The sequence below is a fragment of the Corynebacterium auriscanis genome, assembly GCF_030408435.1.
GTDB classification, from domain to species: domain Bacteria; phylum Actinomycetota; class Actinomycetes; order Mycobacteriales; family Mycobacteriaceae; genus Corynebacterium; species Corynebacterium auriscanis.
Genome location: NZ_CP047046.1, coordinates 2,205,116 through 2,225,928, shown reverse-complemented (window position 1 = coordinate 2,225,928; position 20,813 = coordinate 2,205,116). Strand labels below are relative to the sequence as shown.

Below are 20,813 nucleotides of genomic sequence, written 5' to 3'. Positions count from 1 at the left end.
GGATGGCTGTGAACCCTCCAGAGCGATTGTCCTATCTGCTGAGGTGGTTGAGGCAGGCAGAGGAAAGCGGTCTGAAAGCGCCTTTGCCCACGAAGCATGAACTGGCTAATTTTGCCACGCGGCGGGCTGAGCCGATGAGCACTCAACCTTTAAGGATCCAGCTGTGGGGCGATGCGTTGGAAACGATCAACGTTATGGCCGACACCAACCGGTTCAACCAAGGTTTCACGGCTTTCAACCAGGTCTTCTTTAAACCCAATCCTGCGATTGAAGCTCAACTCGCGGAAGAGGAGCGTCGGTGGAGGTTGGAGAGGTCCAAATTAGAGTCGGACTCCGCGGCACCACAGAGCGGCGGTAAACACGCGACGGGCGCTGTGTCGAGCCAGTCCACCCCCGAAGCCACGGCTGGGGAGCCACGGGGTCAAAGGGATTCTACGTATTTCGGGAACCCTGGAAACCAGGGTCACACTGGTACATCTGAACAAGCCGGGGTAAACACGGGGCAACCCATGATGAGCGTTCACACGGTGGGGCCACATGGGGCTGAAACGTCTGGTTCGACTCGTGGTACCGTTTTCGATTTCGATGAGGATGAATTCACCGAACTTGACGACCACGAAGATGTGGTTCCCATTCGCGGTGCTGAAGTCCGAGTTCGCTTGGACGAGGAAAATCGGCTGTCGGTAAGCTGGAGCATCCCAGATGAAGAAAAGGCTCCTGTAAACCTGTTCCGGGTTATTAGTTTCGATGAGCCCTTCGACTACGACCCTGCGGAAGGAGAGCAGCGGGTTGTAACTGATGGAACCCAATGGGAAGACACGGAGGCACTCACCACTGCGAGTAGGTATTTCCAAATCTGGGTAAACCAGGGAACCTCCGTTTCCGAGGCCGTTCGTAACCAACCCCGCATGCTGCGCGAGGAAGTTTACGTTAAGCCGATAGAACACATCGATCTCACCTTTGACGGTCGACAGATTAGTGGTCAGTGGGAGCCTACCCCTGGAACGGAGCGCGTTGAGGTCTATATCGCAGACGCTACGGAACGTAAGCTCAAGCGGCAGGCCAATCTTCTCGATACCGGGGATTCCCATATTCAAGGCTTCAGGCAAGAGCCAGAGGCTGAGGGAGTGGAGTACCATGTGGCCGCGGTGCGCGTCATTAAATACGAAAGCATGCTCACCGGCCAAATAAGTGAGCTGAAGTCCAGGCCGTCCGACGTGAAGACCATTTTTGTTCCAGCTGAGGTGGAGACGATCTCAATCGGGGTACAGCCCAGCATGGTCGATGAAACATCATTCGATGTCTCGTGGACAAACCCACTGTCTGGCGAGGTTCGGATCTACCGAACCGACGAGCCTCCAGCAGACGGTATCCAAGACGAAACTCCAGAACTCAAGCAACTGGATAATTTTGGGCTGCCAGTGACAGGCTGGGCCAACAATCTGCAGCGGGGGCAGGAATCATGCACCGTGGAGTGGCCAGAGGGATGGTTCTCGCTCTTCATCACCCCGGTTCATGTTGTGGGAGAACAATGTAAGGTCGGCCAATCGGCTAGCTATGTTCGGGTCGGGAAGATTGAAAATCCTGCGTTGCATGAACGTGTGCACGAACAATTGGTGACGTTTGGATGGCCGATGGAAGCGAGTGACGTTGTTGCATACATGATGCCTGCAGGTTCAGGGCATACCTTTGACGTGCGCAATAAGCCCATTGCAGAGGCATCTATCGATAGGAATACCTACGAGGATTACGGCGGGTTGCGCTTGAAGATGACGGCTCCGGCCGACTTAGTTCTCGTTCCTTCCCGTGTATATGGCGGAAAACAGGTGGAGGGTGACCCCACGGTGATTTTCTATCGCGGTATTGAAAAGTTCACCTACCGGATTGAACGCGATCACAACCTCAATCTGTATTTGCAAGTAGCCTCATTGGACCGTGTTGTCAACGGGGATTTGGACTTCACATTGGTCTACCACCCGAATCGATTACCTCTTGAACCAAAGGACGGACAGGAGGTGGAAATGCAGAAGCTGCAATGGGGGCAGGTTCAAAGCGCCCCGACTCTGGCCTGCTACTACACACGACTGGACCCAGTTAATGGGGACGGAATTGCCTGGATGATTGATCCACGGTGCGCCCACAGTGGCCAGGGGTTCTTGAGGTTGTTCTTCCGTGATCCGCAACCGACTAACGAACCAATGAGGGCGCTGATCGATCCACCAGTGGAACAACTCTCGCTGACTGGAGGTAGGGGATGATGACAACTCCACACCCCGAACGTCGTTTCGCGTGGGCGACGTATGCCTCCTTTTCGAATAATCGTGGCAGCGGCGGATGGAAAATCGGCCCACAACAAGACCTGGGGCCAGACGAAGCCCAGCTTTTTACCTCGGTAGCACCAACTCAAATCGATCCCCTCAATCCCGTTACTGAGTTTCTCAGTACGGATGAGATTGCCGATCTGCCGCGTCGTTTTGCGTATTTCGCTCCGAATGAGCAACACCCTGTTGGGTTGTATCTTCAATCGGTTCCTGCCGGTAAGGATGCGACCGGTAGGCCTGGGAACGTCTTTACTGTGTGTGCGGTTGACCGCCGACCCGAGTCTCCAATGGGGGAGGCTGGGTGGCCCGTTTGTCGCTATCAGTCACCAGATTTCCCAACACCTTTTCGATCCCCTGCCGTCAATAGCGTGACACTCGATGTGGTTTCAGAACCGAAGATCAACCAGGACGACCAAATCAATGCGGCGTGGTCGTTGGTCAATGGCATGCTGGGCGACGAGCGGACCGCACTGTATGCCTTGCAAATCGCGCTGGAGGATCCAGGCAAGCTTCCGGTGATTATCTCGCATTCTCCCTGGGATGCAGTCCTTTGGATGACGGCATTGAGCACGACAATGCCCCCAGGCTTCGCTAGGAAACACCTGAGCTTTAGCAACTTCGAGCGCGCCCACCGCTTAGACGTGGACGAATGGTTGGGCCGAGGGCCCGCCGTCGTGGCAGTTCCATTTGAGGACCAAGAATCATTGCGGGACCCCCGGCTGGAAGTGATTCACCCGCAGGATATTCAGAATCCACCCGAGAAACACACGTTGTGGACGGCATTGACCGAAGCCATTTTTGAGGTTAAAGAAGACACACTTGCCTTGATTGAGGAACTGCAGGCAGTAGAAGCATTTGAAGACTTTCAAGTTCGAGTCACGCCTACGGGCGAACGCGTAACTTTTGGTGAGGCATTGCTGCAGTGCTTGCAGAAGGTGTGTGACTCCGACGGGATAGACTTCGCGGATGATCTTCAGGCCAAGCTGGACGCGATCCCAGCAGAACTGCGTACATCGGTAGCAAAGGCCGGTCCAACCGGAGAATTCGACGCCCTTTCTGAGCAGCCTGGGTTCCCCGAATCGCCAACTGAGTTCACGGCACCAACCAGTAACAACGTAGGCGCGAATACGTGGATTGCGTGGGGGCACACATCGGGACATACCGAATCCGCTTCTCGTGAGGCGCGCTTGACCCCGGTTGATGAACCTCACATTGGTCAAACACGGAGTGATAATGCAGCCGAGAGGCAGACGCTTTCGAGTCTGATCAAACCGAAGGTACGGGAGCCACAGGATCCGAATGTAGATAATGGGATAGACCCTTCATTGGGTACAAAGACCGAAGGAAGTCCCCAAGGATTCTCGGAGCCCAGGTCTGATCGGGGAGAGGTTACTGAAACCGAATTCGTTGAACGTTGGCGTCAAATATGTAGTGGCTACCATGCAGAAGGAAGCCGAAGCATTACGGCAACGCTTGACCTGCTGATGGCTCGGGATGGCGAGGCGGGAATCGCGGATTGTAGATTCATCAGTCGTCAACAGCGGCTTCCGTTTGGCAAGGAAGAAATAAAAAGGCTATTTAACAATTTCTTCGCTATTGCCTTGCTCATTGAATCGCGACAATTGCCGATGACATCTGGCGGATCACATCTGAGCAAACTCGTCAGTGAAATGATTCCGGCTATCGGGCAGTTGTGGTCGGAATGCATGCCCGTCGGGGACGACCAACCCTCACGTAAAGCGGTGAGGAATCGTGTTGGAAGGTTGGCTGAATCTCTCTACCAGCATTTCATTGACGGCGGTGCCAACAATCCAGCTCAAGCAGAAACCATCGTTGCCCATCTAGGTGGATTCATTGCCGCCTGCGATGCCAAAGCCCCGGGTGATCCTTACTCTCCCACGCAGTTTTTCGTCTTGGAGCATGAATTGCGTGAATGCCACCGTGTGCGCCAACAGGACATCAGGGAAGGTCGGCAGTTGATTCGAGAACACCGCACACAGCACCCGCAGCAGGCACACTAGGAGGATAAGAATGAAGGAATACACGCTCTCAACAGGTGAATCCTACCGATTCAGTGGCGGAATAAGCCGGCTTCGTTTCGACTTGGATACCAAACACCGGCAAGGTTTTACGTCGTCGAGTACCGGTTTCGAGACCGTTAAAACGCGACGGAATAAGCTGTTGTGCCAGGGATTTCAAGGGCATAGTGAAGTCACCATTGCGCCCGACGACGAGGCAGGTACCTTCGATTACGAATTTAAGGTCTTTGCCACGGTTGTGCTGACCACAAACGCCGGGGAGGAATACCAGCTGCGCTTTCCGTCCTACGGTCTAGGTAACCGGCGTAATTTCGCTATCGCGAAAATCGATTCCGTAGGTGATGAAATTGTCATAACCGCGGCCAACGCCACCGAGTCCAAGCTGAGTGAAGGGCACAGTCAAGGTGTCGATCTCGTCGCTCGAAATGTCTTCGATCGAGACGATGTGAGCGCGGCGGCTGATGACCGACCAGTAAATATCGCCGTCATTATAGATGAATCAGTTTCGGCCCAACTTGCTTTTAACCAGGAACACCGACAGGCGATTGCGTACTTGGTGACGGGTGTTCTAGGGAACAAAAATTGGAGCATTGCGTTCACGACCAGCTCCGATCGCAGCAATGTTCATTCTTCGGTGAACGGGGATGAGCTGCTTGATCTGATTAGCGGCAAAGGAACCGGCCCAGATGCTTATATGGAGCGAAAAGAGGTTGGGTGGACTCGGGACGCTATTGCTGAGTTCCGGCACATTCCGGGAGTGCGGTTCCTTGTTGTCTCCGACAACGTGCCGGCATGGACCGAAGATTTCCGCGGTGATGCGCATGTGATCTGTACGGAGCGCCCAGAATTTCCAACGAAGGCCCGCTTTACCGTGCTAACCGCCCCGCTGGTTAACGCGCTGCTTTCAAATAGTCACCAAGGATATACAAACGCGGTGAAGGAAATCGGCCACAGCCTGCGGTTAGGAGTGAAATAAGGTGAACCAGGTTCCTAGAGAATTCAACCGTAACGGTGGGGGAAACCAGAACGCAGGTAACCACAATGGGGCGGAGTTCCCTTTTCATCTGCTGACGAAGTGCCCCTATACGTTTCGCGCGATACGAAACCCCAACTCCAACGTCTCTCCGTATGTGAAGGATGAAAACGGTCAGCCTCGCCAGCTGCCGCAAGGATGGGCCGGTTCGGGCACGATCACGATTGCGATGGCGGGCGCTCGTTCGTCAGGTAAAAGCCTGTACATGGCGGTGGTCATCAAGCTTCTCAAGCGGTTAGTCATTACGAAGGGGCACACTTTCCGTCCTGCGAATGCCTACACCGAGCGAACATATCGTGAGCACTACGAGGAACCCCTATTTGAGAACATGGGTATTCTCCCGCCCACGCCACCGTCTGCTCAGAAGGACGCATATCAACGTGAACCACTGATCTTCGACATCGGTGCGTACCCTCGTGGTCCACGCGGTGACCTGCAGAAGATTTTTGTGGTATTCCGAGATGTAGCGGGCGAAGATCTCAAAGCAGAAGGGTTTGAATCTCGGCGTGAGTCCCTTAGCTTTTTCGGTTTCGCAGACCAGGTGATCTTCCTTTACGACCCCATGGCGGTGCCCCGAATTCGCGATTTGCTGGCGGGTACGGTTTCCACTCATGAGGTGGGCGCCGATGACCCGGCAGACGTTCTGCGGAATCTATTAAGTGTATTGGGGCCCAGCCAGCGACCGTTTATCGCTTTAACCTTGTCCAAATTCGATACCCTGCAAAACCTTGAAAACATTTCGTTGCCTAGCTTTGATGGAGCTCCAGGTCGGAACATCAATTGGCAACGCGTAATGGGCAATAAGGGTGCCAGGTTTAGCCATGAAGGATCCGACCTAGATGGCCCATTTGACTTAGCGGATCACTCACTGTTGAACGCGGAAGTCAAAAGTCTTTTGGAGTGCCTCGAGGCCACGGAACTCACCAATCAGATGAGGATCCCGCTTTTCGGTGAAAAACCATATCTGTACAGCTGTTTTGCGGTTTCTGCATTGGGAGATTCTCCAGCCAGCGGGAAGATCAGTCGTTCGGGAATCGCTCCCTTTAGGTGCCTGGATCCGATTCGGCACTGCTTGCATTACATGCGAGTTTTTGAGTAAAGCATCTTTGGCATCGCGAAACGAGGAAAAATGACGAATAACAATAGTTTCGGTGGTCCTAGGTATTCTCCCCAGCAAGGCAACGCGTACCCACAGCAACCCAATGGAAACGCCTACCCGCAGCAACAGAACGGAAACGCCTACCCGCAACAGCCGAACGGCATCGCGCACCATCAAAACCAAGGTGGACCAGCCCCTTACACGGGAGCGAACGCTGGCCCCCAATGGGCAGCAGGGGCCGGCCAGCAGTCCTTTAACGGCCTCGCCAAAAATGCCAGCGCGTACTCCAGCATCGATGGTGGCCGCAGGCTAGAGGCGCGTAACCAGGTCACGGTAGATCACAATGATGCGCGCCAAGATGCTCTGGTTGCGCGAACTGTTGATCGAGCACGACGGCGGCGACGGTTGCTTACTTACACAGCTCTAGCCCTAGTGATCGCGTTGGTTTTGACCATTGTGTTGATGTGGATTTTCAGCCAGCTTCAATAAGCCCCAGTGCGAACCCTCGGCGTTGAGGCTGGGGGGAAATCCTCTGCACTGGGGTCGGGCGCCAGGACCCAACACTAAAACCGAGCACCAAGACCTAAAACCAAACGTGGTTGAAAGCTTTGGCGTGCTATTTCAACGTGGGTATTCTGAGCACACTAATTCTGGGATACCGACATGATAAAAGAAGGAGCGGAGTAATGGCGGACAACAATGCCGATGAGAACTTCGACATCGATGAACTAATCCGTCAGGCGGAAGCATTGAACCGAGAGGAGGACGAAAAACGGAAGCTCCGCGGGGGCGAACCCGTAAAACCACTGTCGGCCCCGTCGGCTGAGAGTTTGCCTCGGATTGTGCAGCCGAGTGGGCCACCGAGTCCACCGCCTAGTGCAGCGCCGAACGCACTGCGGAAGACATTACCTAGTTCGGGCAAGAACCCAACTCCGCCCACAAACCCAGCCACGGCAGCGAACCGAACTAAGCGCGCCGTCCCAACTCCGCCCACCGACCTAGCTCGACCAACCAACCTAGCTCGACCAACCAATCTAGCTCGACCAACCAACCCAGCCTTCCCAACCCCGTCAGCACAGCCATCTCAGCCGACGAAGTTGTCGCAGCCGGTGCAACCAGCTCAAACAAAGCAGCCCAGCTCCGCCACGGAGTCGGGCCAGTACACCGCTACCCTCAATCCTCACAGTCGACTCGTTGGCCTAGCGCTGGGTTTGCCAGTCATTCCCACGGCTTTTTTCGGCTTGCAGCACTTTTACTTCCGTCGTCCGTGGTGGGGAATCGGTACGCTGATTGCGACGTTTGTGGTCACTGACCAGCCTCGCTTTCTTCCTCTTTTTCTGTGCTACCTTGCCGTTGAATGGGTAATGATGCTCGCGGGTACAGATCGCTACAAAAAAGACGGCAAGGGTATCCCAATTAAGTAGAGACTCAGCAGATTCTGAGTCGGCAACTGTGTTAATTTAACTGCATGCTTCAACGACGGAAATTCCCCCTCATCTCCACTCTGCTGGCCAGCCTGGTGGCGGTGGGTATTAGTGGTGGGGGGAGCGTGGCGTCGGCCCAAATGGCAGGTGCCAACGCCGAAACGGCGCAGGTAGCTGCAACCCATGCGGCGGTGGGATCTCCTAGTTTTGACGCCACTCGCACCACGACTACGACCGGCCCGGGCGCAAAGACGTTCATGGGCGCGTTTATGCAGACGTTGGCCCAGCCCCGGTTAGCACCGGTGGGTACCAATGATTGGACCTGTAAACCTTCTGCGGAGCACCCGAACCCGGTGATTCTTATTCACGGCACGTGGGAGAACGCCTACGTCAACTGGTCCGGTATGGCACCACAGTTGAAGAAAGATGGATACTGCGTGTTCGCTCCGAATTTGGGGCGCGCGCATATTTGGAACAAGGGCGGGGTGGGCTCGCTGCTTCCAAACACGTTCGGCGTGGCGCCCGTTGATGTATCGGCGGGGCAGTTAGCGCAAGTAGTCGACGCGGTGCTGGGGGCGACTGGTGCTAAGCAAGTTGACTTGGTTGGGCATTCTCAGGGCGGGGTCATGGCCCGCTACTACGCGAAATTCGGTGGGGGAGTGGACGCGACCGATCCGAAGAAGAACAAGATCGGTAAAATCATCACGCTTGGTGCCACTAACCATGGCACTCAGGTGGGAGGAAAGTACCCGCAGAAGAAGGGCGGGAATGAACCTCAGGCAGTTGAGCGCGAGCAGGCTGCGGGTGAGCCACGCCCGCACGGGGCTGGTTCGAAGAAGCAGGCGCTAGGGGTGGGTAGCAAGGCGGCCGGATCGGACAAGCAGGCGCTTGGGGCGGGTAGCAAGGCGGCCGGATCGGACAACCAAGCTTTTACCGACGGTTACGCCGAATTCCGGCAGTGGTTCGGCGGTGTTGCGGGTTACCAGCAGGAGTATGGTTCAGAGTTCATTCGGAAACTGAATGAAGGTGGCGAAACACAGCCGGGTGTTGAATACACCATTATCGGGACGAAATACGACGAAATTTCCACGCCGTACGACGCCACGTTCTTGAGCGCAGGGCGAGGTGCAACGGTTCGAAACATCACCATGCAAGACGGGTGCGTGGAGGACCATTCCGATCACATGACTATGTCGTACTCCCCGCGGGGAGTGGACTTGGTTCGTCATGCGTTAGATCCCGAATTGGTTCCGGCTGATCAGATTCGATGCACCGGGCAGGGCGATGTGTGGGGTAGTAGCTAGGGCAAATTCTGTGCGTAGACTTCGGGCACCCACCATTTCAGTCACTGTGTCTGCAGTAGCAGATAGACTGCGCGTATGGGAATTTTCTTTCGCAACTCAAAAAAGATCGGGCCGTTCCGCGTTAACACGTCCACTGGTGGTGTGGGCGGTTCTATCAAGATCGGGCCGGCTCGCATCACGCGCCGCGCTAATGGTAGCCACACGATCTCCTTTCGGAATGGCAGTGGGTTGAGCTACACCAAGTCTTTGGGTGGACTGTTTGGTAAAAAGAAGCGCTAGTCCCCGATAGTTGGCGGTGCTCGGTTGTGCGTCAGTAGCGATTTGGATGTGAACGCGCTAGGCGCTAATATCTGCTCTTGTAGATTGCATTTCTATCACTGAGTGCTTCTAAGGATGTAAGTCACTTGCTGTGGCAAACGTTCCAACACAGTGATGGATAACGCAAAGATCCTTGTGTTGAGTGCGCAGGGTGATACGAAGCGGAAGAGGCCCCGGGAAAGAGCCCCTATTTTTTGTTGTCTCCAAAACATGGATCCCTCATCGTGGGTATTCATGATGGAGCACTGCAAAGGATCGGCGGAGCTCGAGGGAAATGCCTCGTTGTCGTCACGAGGCGCAACCCGCTGGAGTCTGCACCGAAACGAACAACAGGAAAGTTCATAAATGCCAACTATTCAGCAGCTGGTCCGTAAGGGCCGTCATGATAAGTCTCAGAAGGTGGCTACCGCTGCGCTGAAGGGTTCCCCACAGCGTCGTGGCGTGTGCACCCGTGTGTACACCACCACCCCAAAGAAGCCGAACTCCGCGCTCCGTAAGGTTGCCCGTGTTCGTCTGACCTCCGGTATCGAGGTTTCTGCTTACATTCCAGGTGAGGGCCACAACCTCCAGGAGCACTCCATGGTGCTCGTGCGTGGTGGTCGTGTGAAGGACCTCCCTGGTGTGCGTTACAAGATTGTCCGTGGAACCCTGGATACTCAGGGCGTTAAGGATCGTAAGCAGGCTCGTTCCCGCTACGGCGCGAAGAAGGAGAAGTAAAACATGCCTCGTAAGGGTCCAGCACCTTCCCGCCCCCTCGAAAATGATCCAGTATACGGCGATGTGATCGTCTCTCAGCTGGTGAACAAGGTTCTGCTCGATGGTAAGAAGTCCACCGCCGAGCGCATCGTTTACGGTGCCTTGGAGCAGTGCCGCGAGAAGACCGGTACCGATCCGGTACTCACCCTGAAGAAGGCTCTCGACAACATCAAGCCTGCACTCGAGGTTCGCTCCCGTCGTGTCGGTGGCGCTACCTACCAGGTTCCTGTTGATGTTCGTCCAGGCCGCTCCACCACCCTGGCTCTGCGCTGGTTGGTGACCTTCACCCGACAGCGTCGTGAGAACACCATGATTGAGCGTCTCGCAAACGAGATCCTCGATGCATCCAACGGCCTCGGCGCTTCCGTGAAGCGCCGTGAGGACGTTCACAAGATGGCCGAGGCCAACCGCGCCTTCGCTCACTACCGCTGGTAAAACGCGGATGTGCCCTACTGCTTCACGTTCCCTCGCGGCGTAAAGTAGTGGGGCTATTGCCCTTTTTGGGTAAAAACTGCAGCCTGACCAATAGTTGAATGAAACAACAAATTCCGTTGGTGGGTTGCGCCCGGGCCAGCGTGGCGTCAAGAAATAAAAAACCACGTAAAAAAGTGAGCTATCTTGCAACGACAAATAGCCGACTTGCTGGCACAATAGAAAAAGTACGTAAAAGCCCGCGACCTTTGCGGCATCGTTTCGGAGTTTCGAGACGAAGCCCGGGTTGCTCAAGCAAACGAAATGAGCGGATTCCCCAGTGGCACTTGAAGCGCTAACTGACCTGAAAAAGGTTCGCAATATCGGCATCATGGCACACATCGATGCCGGTAAGACGACTACCACCGAACGCATCCTGTTCTACACCGGTATTAACCGCAAGATCGGTGAGACCCACGATGGTGCGTCGACCATGGACTGGATGGAGCAGGAGAAAGAACGCGGTATCACCATTACCTCCGCGGCCACCACCTGTTTCTGGAAAGAAAACCAGATCAACATCATCGATACCCCAGGCCACGTGGACTTCACCGTTGAGGTGGAGCGCTCCCTGCGTGTTCTGGACGGTGCTGTTGCCGTATTCGACGCCAAAGAAGGCGTGGAACCGCAGTCCGAGCAGGTTTGGCGCCAGGCAACGAAGTACGACGTCCCACGCATCTGCTTCGTCAACAAGATGGACAAGCTCGGTGCTGATTTCTTCTTCACCGTAGACACCATCATCGATCGTCTGGGTGCAAAGCCATTGGTTATGCAGCTGCCAATCGGTGCAGAGGACAACTTCGACGGCGTTGTTGACCTGCTGGAAATGAAGGCACTGACCTGGCGCGGTGTCACTGAGATCGGAACCGAGGCTACCGTCGAGGAGATCCCAGCTGACCTGCAGGAAAAGGCTGAGGAGTACCGCGAGAAGCTCATCGAGACCGTTGCAGAGTCCGATGAAGAGCTCATGGAGCGTTACTTCGCTGGTGAGGAAATCACCGTTGACGAGCTGAAGGCTCAGATCCGCAAGCTGGTTGTGAACTCCGAAGTTTACCCAGTGTACTGTGGCTCCGCTTACAAGAACAAGGGTATCCAGCCAATGCTGGACGCAGTTATTTCCTTCCTGCCTAACCCAATGGACGTTGGTTCCATCAAGGGCCACGATCCAAAGGACGCAGAAAAGGAGATGCTGCGTAAGCCATCCAAGGATGAGCCATTCTCCGCTCTGGCCTTCAAGGTTGCCGTACACCCATTCTTCGGCAAGCTGACCTACGTACGCGTGTACTCCGGTTCTGTTGAGTCTGGTGCCCAGGTCACCAACTCCACCAAGGACAAGAAGGAGCGCGTCGGTAAGCTGTTCCAGATGCACTCCAACAAGGAGCAGCCAGTGGATAAGGCTTCCGCTGGTCACATCTACGCCTTCATTGGTCTGAAGGACACCACCACCGGTGACACTCTGTGTGACACCCAGAACCCAGTGATCTTGGAGTCCATGGACTTCCCAGACCCGGTGATCGAGGTGGCCATCGAGCCTAAGACCAAGTCTGACCAGGAGAAGCTGGGTACGGCTATCCAGAAGCTCGCGGAAGAGGACCCAACCTTCACCGTGAAGCTGGATGACGAGACCGGCCAGACCGTTATTGGCGGCATGGGCGAGCTTCACCTGGACGTGCTGGTTGACCGCATGCGCCGTGAGTTCAAGGTCGAGGCAAACGTTGGTGCGCCACAGGTTGCCTACCGCGAGACCATCCGTAAGCCAGTTGAGAAGCTGGAATACACCCACAAGAAGCAGACCGGTGGTTCCGGTCAGTTCGCGCGCGTGATCATCGCTCTGGAGCCTTACGAGCCAGAAGAGGGCTCCGACGAGACCTACGAGTTCGTTAACGAGGTCACCGGTGGCCGCGTTCCTAAGGAGTACATCCCATCCGTTGATGCGGGTATCCAGGACGCAATGCAGTACGGTTACCTAGCCGGCTTCCCACTGGTGAACATCAAGGCAACCCTGCTTGACGGTGCATACCACGAGGTTGACTCCTCGGAAATGGCCTTCAAGCTCGCCGGTTCTCAGGCACTGAAGGAAGCCGTTGCAAAGGCTAAGCCAGTTCTGCTGGAGCCACTGATGGCCGTTGAGGTCATCACCCCAGAGGAGTACATGGGCGACGTCATCGGCGACATCAACTCTCGCCGTGGTCAGATCCAGTCCATGGACGACCGCGCCGGCGCCAAGCTGGTCAAGGCAAAGGTTCCTCTGTCTGAGATGTTCGGCTACATCGGTGACCTGCGTTCCCGTACCGCAGGCCGTGCGAACTTCTCCATGATCTTCGATTCTTACGGTGAAGTTCCTTCGAACGTTTCCGCTGAGATCATCGCTGAGCGTACCGGTGGCGAGGTTAAGTAAACCCTCGGTCTGCTAGCTCCCCAAGCTAAATCGGGCAGTTATTGAAACAGCTCGATCTAGCCTCCCTTCCCGTCGCGCATATGTGCGGCCGGGTAGGGGTCAGCACGGCGTATCCAAACTCAAAAGAGCACGCAGATCGGCCAAATTGGAAAATGCACCCGAATATGGGTAATCGTTAATTTTCTGATTAGAGCCAGATCGCGTAGGATGCGGTGTGCTGGCCGTTACCCAGTTTGCGCCTTAGTCGGCTTTACTCCTCTCGATTAGAGGATCGCTGGGCGCGCGAAAAGACTGTAACCGGCAAGAAAGAAAACTGACCGGAACCCATGCTCCACAACAGAAGTGGGAGCGTGACTCGGTTAGAAACAAAAAGATATGTGGCTGCGAAAGTCGTAGCCACCGAGCAGTCCAGGAGGACACAAAGTGGCGAAGGCTAAGTTCGAGCGTTCCAAGCCGCACGTAAACATCGGCACCATTGGTCACGTCGACCACGGCAAGACCACCACCACTGCCGCCATCACCAAGGTACTGGCTGACAAGTTCCCAGAGGCTAACAAGTCCTTCGCTTTCGACGCCATCGACAAGGCGCCGGAGGAGCGGGAGCGTGGTATTACGATTAACATCTCCCACGTTGAGTACGAGACCGAGAAGCGTCACTACGCTCACGTCGACGCTCCAGGCCACGCTGACTACATCAAGAACATGATCACCGGTGCTGCCCAGATGGACGGCGCGATCCTGGTTGTGGCTGCTACCGACGGCCCAATGCCTCAGACCCGCGAGCACGTTCTGCTGGCTCGTCAGGTTGGCGTTCCTTACATCCTCGTTGCACTGAACAAGTGCGACATGGTTGACGATGAGGAGCTGCTGGAGCTCGTTGAGATGGAGGTCCGCGAGCTGCTGGGCGAGCAGGACTACGATGAGGAAGCTCCTGTCGTTCACATCTCCGCACTGAAGGCTCTCGAGGGCGACGCAGAGTGGGCTGAGAAGATCGTTGAGCTCATGCAGGCTTGTGACGACTCCATCCCAGATCCAGTCCGTGAGACCGATCGTCCATTCCTGATGCCAATCGAGGACATCTTCACCATTACCGGCCGCGGTACCGTTGTTACCGGCCGTGTTGAGCGTGGCGTTCTGAACCTGAACGACGAGGTTGAGATCCTGGGTATCCGCGAGAAGTCCCAGAAGACCACCGTTACCTCCATCGAGATGTTCAACAAGCTGCTGGACACCGCAGAGGCCGGCGACAACGCTGCACTGCTGCTGCGTGGTCTGAAGCGTGAGGACGTTGAGCGTGGCCAGATCGTTGCTAAGCCAGGCGAGTACACCCCTCACACCGAGTTCGAGGGCTCTGTCTACGTTCTGTCCAAGGACGAGGGTGGCCGCCACACCCCATTCTTCGACAACTACCGTCCTCAGTTCTACTTCCGCACCACCGACGTTACCGGTGTTGTGAAGCTGCCAGAGGGCACCGACATGGTTATGCCCGGCGACAACGTTGACATGAGCGTTACCCTGATCCAGCCAGTGGCTATGGACGAGGGCCTGCGCTTCGCTATCCGTGAGGGTGGCCGCACCGTTGGCGCTGGTCGCGTTACCAAGATCACCAAGTAAATTCATGTGCTCGGCCCTTGCCGAGTAGATGGAATTCGGTTTCATTCGCTGAGCTTTTCTAAAGTTAAAGCGAGAGCCGAATAAACCCGGAGGTTCCCGTCAGGGAGCGTCCGGGTTTTTGCTGTTTCAGGTGATGCCATCGTGCTACGAGTTCTTTACGCTACGAGAGAGCCAACTGGAAACAACCGAGGGCGAGAGCCAACCGGTAACAACCGAGGGCGAGAGCGCGCACTATCGCCAGACAAGTAAAGCGGAAAGATCGGGGTGCGCGTAGGCCCGCTGAGTTGCCGGCTACGGAACTGCCCCGACAATGCTCGATGCGGTATTTCAGACTGCGTTTTAGTTTTCTTTCTTGTCGCTATTGTTTTGACGATAGCCACGCAAAAACTCACGGGGTAGGCGCCCGTAGATCGTTTGCCCTACGCTCCCCGCGACCTTGCCTGCGCGATTGGCGAGTGATCCAACAAGGTTGACGGCATGTTCCGCTACGGCCAGGGCTTGTTCCGTAGCGTGCTCGGGAATGAAGTCAGGGCGGTATTCTTCCACCTGTCGGCGAATGCGCGCGCGTCTGTCCCATTGATCGTCCAATGCATTCAACGCGGCGATAAGGTCCGCATCAGAGCCTCCGGCATCGGGGTGGTGCGCTCTAATGATGGCTCGTCGTTGTCGCAGGTACTCGGGGTCATGGCGGTAGTCGGTCAACTTGTTTCCTTAAGGGCAGCTCTACCAATCTGGGCAGGATGCGATGCGTTCTACTACTCCGCGAGTCTACTTTATGACGGAAAACCCCCGAGCGGTCCCCCGAGACCCCACATGTGATACTTGGAAGTGGCGAGCTGCCCTCGGCGTCACCGCGGCACTTGGGCTGGCACCGCTGTACTCGGCGCCACCGCTGCCCTCGGGCTAGCACCGCAGAATTCGGCACCACCGCTGCACCGGGCTGGCACCGCGGCACTGATAACTGAGAAAACCCCTCCCGGTACCGCTTCACGGTAGGGAAGGGGCTGGGTGCAGCAGCTGTCCTGCGGGAACGATCTAAGCGAACAGCTTGCGGCGGGACACCACTGCTGCAGCTGCAATCATCACAGTGATAGCCAAAGCTGCGAGACCGCGAGCGGCGGTGTTGGAACCGGTTTGTGCCAGCATGCCACGGCCGGTCTCCTTGGTTGCGGTATCAGTAGCACCACCATTGGCGGCCGCGTTCTCATCGAGCTTGCCACCCTGAGCGATGACCTCGTCCTTGTGTTCGGCCAGCATTTTCTCGGACGCGGCCTTCTCCTCAGCAGTTGGCGCCTGGTTAGCGCGGTTCTTGTCCTTAACGTAGGTCTTGCCGTCTTGGCTGAGGTACCACAGTACGCCACCAATGGTGAGTACAGCAGGGAGCGCCAGCCAAGCCAGTTGCTTCTTGTCAAATCCGGGCTTCTGCGCTTCTTCCTGTGTTTTTTCAGGGAAAGCCTGGGCATATGCAGTGCGCATCTCATCGGTGATGTCCTCGTTCACCAGGGCGGCATCCTTGACGTAGAGGGACTTGTCCTGCATGTGTTGGTACCACTCGTGTCCGCTGGAATCCTTCTTGGTTGCGGGGAGCGCAGGGCTGTCCTGCTCCGGAGACTTTTCAGGTGTTGTCTCTGGGGCGGGAGCGTTTTCAAATGCCTTCTTGTATGCATCGCGCATCTCATCGGTGATGTCCACGTTCACCAAAGCAGCATCCTTGACGTAGAAGGACTTGTCCTGCATGTGTTGGTACCACACGTGGCCCGTGGTGTCCGTCTTCGTTGCAGGATTGTTCATGTTTGGCTGCTCAGCTGGAGCCTGCTTTTTGATAATTTCGTCAACTTTTTCGGCCGGGAGGGTTACAGAATTGCCGCCGAATTCTGGTGTGTAGACGTAGCTGCCGTCTTCCTGCTTGGTGTAGACAGTGCCATCGAGTTCGATGGTTGCTGGCAGATCCTGAGCGTTGGCGACGGAGATGCCGCCGAATGCGAGAGCGGTGGCTACTGCGGCCGCAGTTAGGGTTTGGTGAAAACGCTTCATATTGTCTCCTCTGAGTGAGTCGGTGCGCCGTTTGAACGGCTTACTTCAGCAGACGTTAACATGCGTTTCATTCTTCACGTCAGTCACAACTGTCACATTTGCAGCAAAGCGAACAAATTTACCCCCAAAATAGTGTGGTTTTGAAAGACAAAGTGCTTTATTAATATCTAAGGCGACCCTGATGTCTTGGTTGAATGCGACACTCCTTGGAACTGCCATCCAATAACCGCGTTACGAGCCGAGGAGGCCAAGGGGTTAGCTGGCTGAATGCAGCTGATGGTTAACAACCGGCCTGGGCGAGGCCCGTCGCCCCAAATCGCCGAGTCTTCGGCAAGTCCTTCCTTCTTCGGTTCATGTAAATCGGTCGCGGAATATACCAACCAGTTGTCACCGGAATTCGCGGTGCGTAGATACATCTTGTCGCCAACGGAAATGGTGTGGCGGTTCGCTCGCCCGTCATACAGTTTGTCGAAAACGGCGTGTACGCCCGCCCCGGTGTGTCCAGCCACTACCACGATGTCTGAAGCGTCCGTGCCAGGCAGGGAATATGGACGGTCATCAGACGTGTACGTGCAGGCTCTATCTAATGTGGCGGGGTTGATTGCGTTGTCCTTGACGCGGCATGAACCATCCTCGAATTCTGCCCGCAATCCAATCCGCGGCACAACGATCTCCTTGGCCGCTGCCGGTGCGATCACAGGGGAATTCTCCGCCATCACCTCGTTGCTCTCTAGTCCGGCGGGAATATCGGCTTCATCTGAGTTGGGCCATAAAGAGAAGGCCACAAGCGCCACGAGGGCAGCGAGCACAACGCGAAACGCGATCGAATTCTTCCATGCCGACTTAAATCGGTCTTGTAGTGGTGTAGCTGGCGTGGTCTTTGCGGGTCGCCGGACATCGGTCCTGCCCCTAGGTCCCTGCGCGCCACTTCTTTTCGTAGTCCTCGCTTCTTGCCGAGGGCCCACCCCGACTCTTTGCTTCCGCGCACTCAGGCTCCCCGGTGTGTTCGCTACTGGCCGAGTTGGCGCGGGCAACGGATGTCGCTGGTGCGTGTGTCGAACTGAATTCTGGCTGTTGCCAATTGCTTCAGGGTGAGGGCGGTCAGGCGAAGGTAATGGGCGCCATTGAATCACGGGGCGCCGGGCGTCTCGCACGTCGGGGCGGGAGCGCTGGTCTTTCATGGTTGCACCTTCTTTTTTTCTGTTTGCCGACGCCAGCTCCAACCGGCCCTGCGCCATTTCTGACTGCAATGGGGCCTAACTTAAGCTTCTCCTGCGCCTTCTGGCAGTTTAGAGGGTGATTCTAATGTGCAGCCCCCGCGAACAGTGGCTAACTGTGGGGTGTGTCGATGGGGCCTGCAGGTAGAAGATCGTAGATTTGGAGACCCGTGGATCCTGTGGTTAGATACTTGACGTTGCTTTAACACGATGAATGAGGCTTAACCTCGTTCTAGATTGGACAGATTCTCGAAGTCTGCAACCCAACTAGACGTTATGTGAGTCAAGAAGGCATCGCTGGTGAAGTGAGCATGATCCATCGTCAGTGAACACCTCGCGGATTCAAGAAGCGAGGCAGCTTTGCTGTGCGGTACTTTGCGCGGAAAAGGCCAACACGCCTCACCGCGGGTGCCGGAGTGGGACATGGTAAATGAACAGCGGCAGTAAACGAAGGACCTCCACGGGTCCGGTGAGCTTACAGCGGATTAGTTATGATCCGGGTGGGTTGCACAGGAAAACGCAGGGAAAACCTCGCGACAATTTAACCCGTGGCTCAATAGGCCCCTTCCGAAGCGAGGTACACGCCTTACCCAACCAAGGGGGAGGTGGGCACCAGGTGGAACCTGCATTTTTCAATTGTTCACGAAGCCGTGTCTTTCACAACGGCACGTGAACAAGAGAATGTAAGACACCATAAGCGAACTGGCGACTGGACCAGGCCCCACGGCCGGACAGCGTTAAGACAAGATATAAGGCGTGTGAGCCCGAACGACGGAGCTTCCGAAAGGAAGGGCCGCGGGCGCGCTAGGAAGAGGACAAGCGTGGCGGGACAAAAGATCCGCATCAGGCTGAAGGCCTATGATCACGAGGCAATCGACGCTTCTGCCAAGAAGATCGTTGAAACGGTCACCCGTACCGGCGCTCGTGTCGTTGGCCCGGTGCCTTTGCCAACTGAAAAGAACGTTTACTGCGTCATCCGTTCGCCGCACAAGTACAAGGACTCGCGCGAGCACTTCGAGATGCGTACGCATAAGCGTCTGATCGACATTCTCGACCCAACCCCGAAGACCGTTGATGCCCTCATGCGCATCGACCTTCCGGCCAGCGTCGACGTCAACATTCAGTAGGCCAGGACAAGAGTCTGATACTGAAGGCAGCGGAGAAAAATTATGAGTGATATTGAGATCAAGGGCATCCTGGGCAAGAAGCTCGGCATGACCCAGATCTTCGACGACGAGAACCGGGTTGTCCCGGTCACCGTCGTCGAGGCTGGGCCATGTGTCGTCACCCAGGTGCGCACCAAGGAAACCGACGGCTACGACGCCGTCCAGATCGCTTTCGGCGAGATCGACCCACGCAAGGTAAACAAGCCTGCTGCTGGTCACTTCAAGAAGGCTGGCGTGACCCCTCGTCGCCACGTTACGGAGATCCGCGTTGAGGATTCCTCCGCTTACGAGGTAGGCCAGGACGTCACCGTCGAGATCTTCAACGACGTGAAGTTCGTTGACGTAACCGGCATCACCAAGGGCCACGGCTATGCCGGCGCTATGAAGCGCCACGGCTTCGCTGGCCAGGGTGCTTCCCACGGTAACCAGGCTGCACACCGCCGCGTCGGTGGTATCGGTGCATGTGCCACCCCAGGTCGTATCTTTAAGGGCAAGCGCATGGCAGGCCGTATGGGCAACGCACGCGTTACCCTGCAGAACCTGAAGGTTGCCAAGGTAGATGCAGAATCCAACCTGCTGCTCGTTAAGGGCGCAGTACCAGGTAACAACGGCGGCATCGTCGTTGTGAAGACCGCAGTGAAGGGCGGTGCACACGCATGAGCAATCTAAAGCTTGATGTCCACACCGCTGACGGTAAGACCAACGGCTCTGTAGAGCTGCCTGCTGCCATCTTCGACGCCGAGGTTAGCGTCGCACTGATGCACCAGGTGGTTACCGCTCAGCTCGCAGCCAAGCGTCAGGGCACCCATGCCACCAAGACCCGCGGCGAGGTTCGCGGCGGTGGCCGTAAGCCTTACCGCCAGAAGGGCACTGGTCGTGCTCGTCAGGGTTCCATTCGTGCACCACACTTCACCGGTGGTGGCACGGTTCACGGACCTCAGCCACGCGACTACTCCCAGCGCACCCCTAAGAAGATGAAGGCTGCTGCACTGCGTGGCGCGCTATCTGACCGCGCACGTCACGCTCGCATTCACGTGGTTGAGGATCTGGTTCCAGGCCAGACCCCATCCACCAAGGCTGCACGCGGATTTTTGGAGCGTCTGACCGGCCGCAAGTCTGTGCTTGTGGTTCTCGGTCGCGAGGATATTAACTCCCGCAAGTCCGTGCGCAACCTGCCAAATGTCCACACCCTGGTTACCGACCAGCTGAACACTTACGACGTTCTCAATGCAGACGATGTTGTGTTCTCCGTGGAGGCATTGAACGCGTTCATCACCGCCGCTCAGAACACCAAGGAGGAGGCAAAGTGAGCACCGTCGCAGATCCACGTGACATCATCCTGGCCCCAGTAGTGTCTGAGAAGTCCTACGGCCTGATGGAGCAGAACGTTTACACGTTCCTGGTTAACCCAGCATCCAACAAGACCCAAATCAAGATTGCCGTCGAGCAGATCTTTGGCGTCAAGGTTGCAAGCGTGAACACCCTCAATCGCGAGGGCAAGCGCAAGCGCACCCGCACCGGCTACGGCCGTCGCAAGGCAACCAAGCGCGCCATGGTGACCCTGGTCGCCGGCAGCGATCCGATCGACATCTTCGGTGGTTCTGCTGCCTAAGGGCAGA

General features: G+C 56.1%; 19 protein-coding genes. 16 read left to right on the top strand and 3 right to left on the bottom strand.

Annotated features, from left to right (window positions below; all coding sequences use genetic code 11):
* Nucleotides 1-134 precede the first annotated feature (134 nt).
* The 12 genes from CAURIC_RS09510 to tuf all read left to right on the top strand — a co-directional run bounded on the left by CAURIC_RS09510 (nt 135) and on the right by tuf (nt 14,777).
* Nucleotides 135-2,258 (top strand): SaeA-related protein, encoded by a 2,124-nt coding sequence (locus CAURIC_RS09510; RefSeq protein WP_290182647.1) that lies wholly within the window; start codon nt 135-137, stop codon nt 2,256-2,258.
* Nucleotides 2,255-4,342: a GAP1-N2 domain-containing protein gene (locus CAURIC_RS09505; protein WP_290182645.1), complete on the top strand. Its 2,088-nt coding sequence runs from the start codon at nt 2,255-2,257 to the stop codon at nt 4,340-4,342. Before CAURIC_RS09510 ends, CAURIC_RS09505 begins: the two co-directional genes overlap by 4 nt.
* A gap of 10 nt (nt 4,343-4,352) precedes the next feature.
* Nucleotides 4,353-5,336 (top strand): hypothetical protein, encoded by a 984-nt coding sequence (locus CAURIC_RS09500; RefSeq protein WP_035113598.1) that lies wholly within the window; start codon nt 4,353-4,355, stop codon nt 5,334-5,336.
* A 1-nt stretch (nt 5,337) separates the two neighbouring features.
* A complete protein-coding gene (locus CAURIC_RS09495; protein ID WP_084588127.1) occupies nt 5,338-6,492 on the top strand; it encodes a TRAFAC clade GTPase domain-containing protein in 1,155 nt (384 codons plus the stop codon).
* Nucleotides 6,493-6,522: 30 nt separating this feature from the next.
* Complete coding sequence (locus tag CAURIC_RS09490) at nt 6,523-6,981, top strand: hypothetical protein (RefSeq protein WP_035113600.1); 459 nt, start codon at nt 6,523-6,525, stop codon at nt 6,979-6,981.
* A 197-nt stretch (nt 6,982-7,178) separates the two neighbouring features.
* Nucleotides 7,179-7,916: a TM2 domain-containing protein gene (locus CAURIC_RS09485; protein WP_035113602.1), complete on the top strand. Its 738-nt coding sequence runs from the start codon at nt 7,179-7,181 to the stop codon at nt 7,914-7,916.
* 44 nt (nt 7,917-7,960) lie between these two features.
* Entirely contained in the window at nt 7,961-9,220 is a 1,260-nt protein-coding gene (locus CAURIC_RS09480; RefSeq protein ID WP_084588128.1) for an esterase/lipase family protein, read from the top strand.
* A 75-nt stretch (nt 9,221-9,295) separates the two neighbouring features.
* Entirely contained in the window at nt 9,296-9,499 is a 204-nt protein-coding gene (locus CAURIC_RS09475) for a DUF4236 domain-containing protein (protein ID WP_035113604.1), read from the top strand.
* A 384-nt stretch (nt 9,500-9,883) separates the two neighbouring features.
* Nucleotides 9,884-10,255 (top strand): 30S ribosomal protein S12, encoded by a 372-nt coding sequence (gene rpsL, locus CAURIC_RS09470; protein WP_013889246.1) that lies wholly within the window; start codon nt 9,884-9,886, stop codon nt 10,253-10,255.
* 3 nt (nt 10,256-10,258) lie between these two features.
* Complete coding sequence (gene rpsG, locus CAURIC_RS09465) at nt 10,259-10,729, top strand: 30S ribosomal protein S7 (RefSeq protein WP_013889247.1); 471 nt, start codon at nt 10,259-10,261, stop codon at nt 10,727-10,729.
* 316 nt (nt 10,730-11,045) lie between these two features.
* Entirely contained in the window at nt 11,046-13,163 is a 2,118-nt protein-coding gene (fusA, locus tag CAURIC_RS09460; RefSeq protein ID WP_035113606.1) for an elongation factor G, read from the top strand.
* A 423-nt stretch (nt 13,164-13,586) separates the two neighbouring features.
* Complete coding sequence (gene tuf, locus CAURIC_RS09455; RefSeq protein WP_035113608.1) at nt 13,587-14,777, top strand: elongation factor Tu; 1,191 nt, start codon at nt 13,587-13,589, stop codon at nt 14,775-14,777.
* A 339-nt stretch (nt 14,778-15,116) separates the two neighbouring features.
* Here tuf and CAURIC_RS09450 read toward each other — a convergent pair whose 3' ends face one another.
* From CAURIC_RS09450 to CAURIC_RS09440, 3 genes are all read right to left on the bottom strand, one after another.
* Complete coding sequence (locus CAURIC_RS09450; RefSeq protein WP_035113610.1) at nt 15,117-15,479, bottom strand: hypothetical protein; 363 nt, start codon at nt 15,477-15,479, stop codon at nt 15,117-15,119.
* Between the two features lie 333 nt (nt 15,480-15,812).
* Nucleotides 15,813-16,811, bottom strand: coding sequence for a hypothetical protein (locus CAURIC_RS09445; RefSeq protein ID WP_035113612.1), 999 nt, complete (start codon nt 16,809-16,811; stop codon nt 15,813-15,815).
* A 167-nt stretch (nt 16,812-16,978) separates the two neighbouring features.
* Entirely contained in the window at nt 16,979-17,620 is a 642-nt protein-coding gene (locus CAURIC_RS09440) for a sortase (RefSeq protein WP_216593961.1), read from the bottom strand.
* A 1,229-nt stretch (nt 17,621-18,849) separates the two neighbouring features.
* Between CAURIC_RS09440 and rpsJ the strand changes: the two genes are divergently transcribed.
* The 4 genes from rpsJ to rplW are packed head-to-tail and all read left to right on the top strand — an operon-like array spanning nt 18,850 to nt 20,806.
* Nucleotides 18,850-19,155: a 30S ribosomal protein S10 gene (rpsJ, locus tag CAURIC_RS09435; protein ID WP_010120790.1), complete on the top strand. Its 306-nt coding sequence runs from the start codon at nt 18,850-18,852 to the stop codon at nt 19,153-19,155.
* Nucleotides 19,156-19,197: 42 nt separating this feature from the next.
* The gene (rplC, locus tag CAURIC_RS09430; RefSeq protein ID WP_070433772.1) at nt 19,198-19,854 is read left to right on the top strand and encodes a 50S ribosomal protein L3; all 657 of its coding nucleotides are present in this window, start codon (nt 19,198-19,200) and stop codon (nt 19,852-19,854) included.
* Nucleotides 19,851-20,504, top strand: coding sequence for a 50S ribosomal protein L4 (gene rplD / locus CAURIC_RS09425; protein ID WP_035113618.1), 654 nt, complete (start codon nt 19,851-19,853; stop codon nt 20,502-20,504). Before rplC ends, rplD begins: the two co-directional genes overlap by 4 nt.
* Nucleotides 20,501-20,806 carry a 50S ribosomal protein L23 gene (gene rplW / locus CAURIC_RS09420; RefSeq protein ID WP_013889224.1) on the top strand — a complete coding sequence of 102 codons (306 nt, stop codon included), beginning with the start codon at nt 20,501-20,503 and terminating at the stop codon, nt 20,804-20,806. The genes rplD and rplW overlap by 4 nt, the downstream gene beginning before the upstream one ends.
* Nucleotides 20,807-20,813 lie beyond the last annotated feature (7 nt).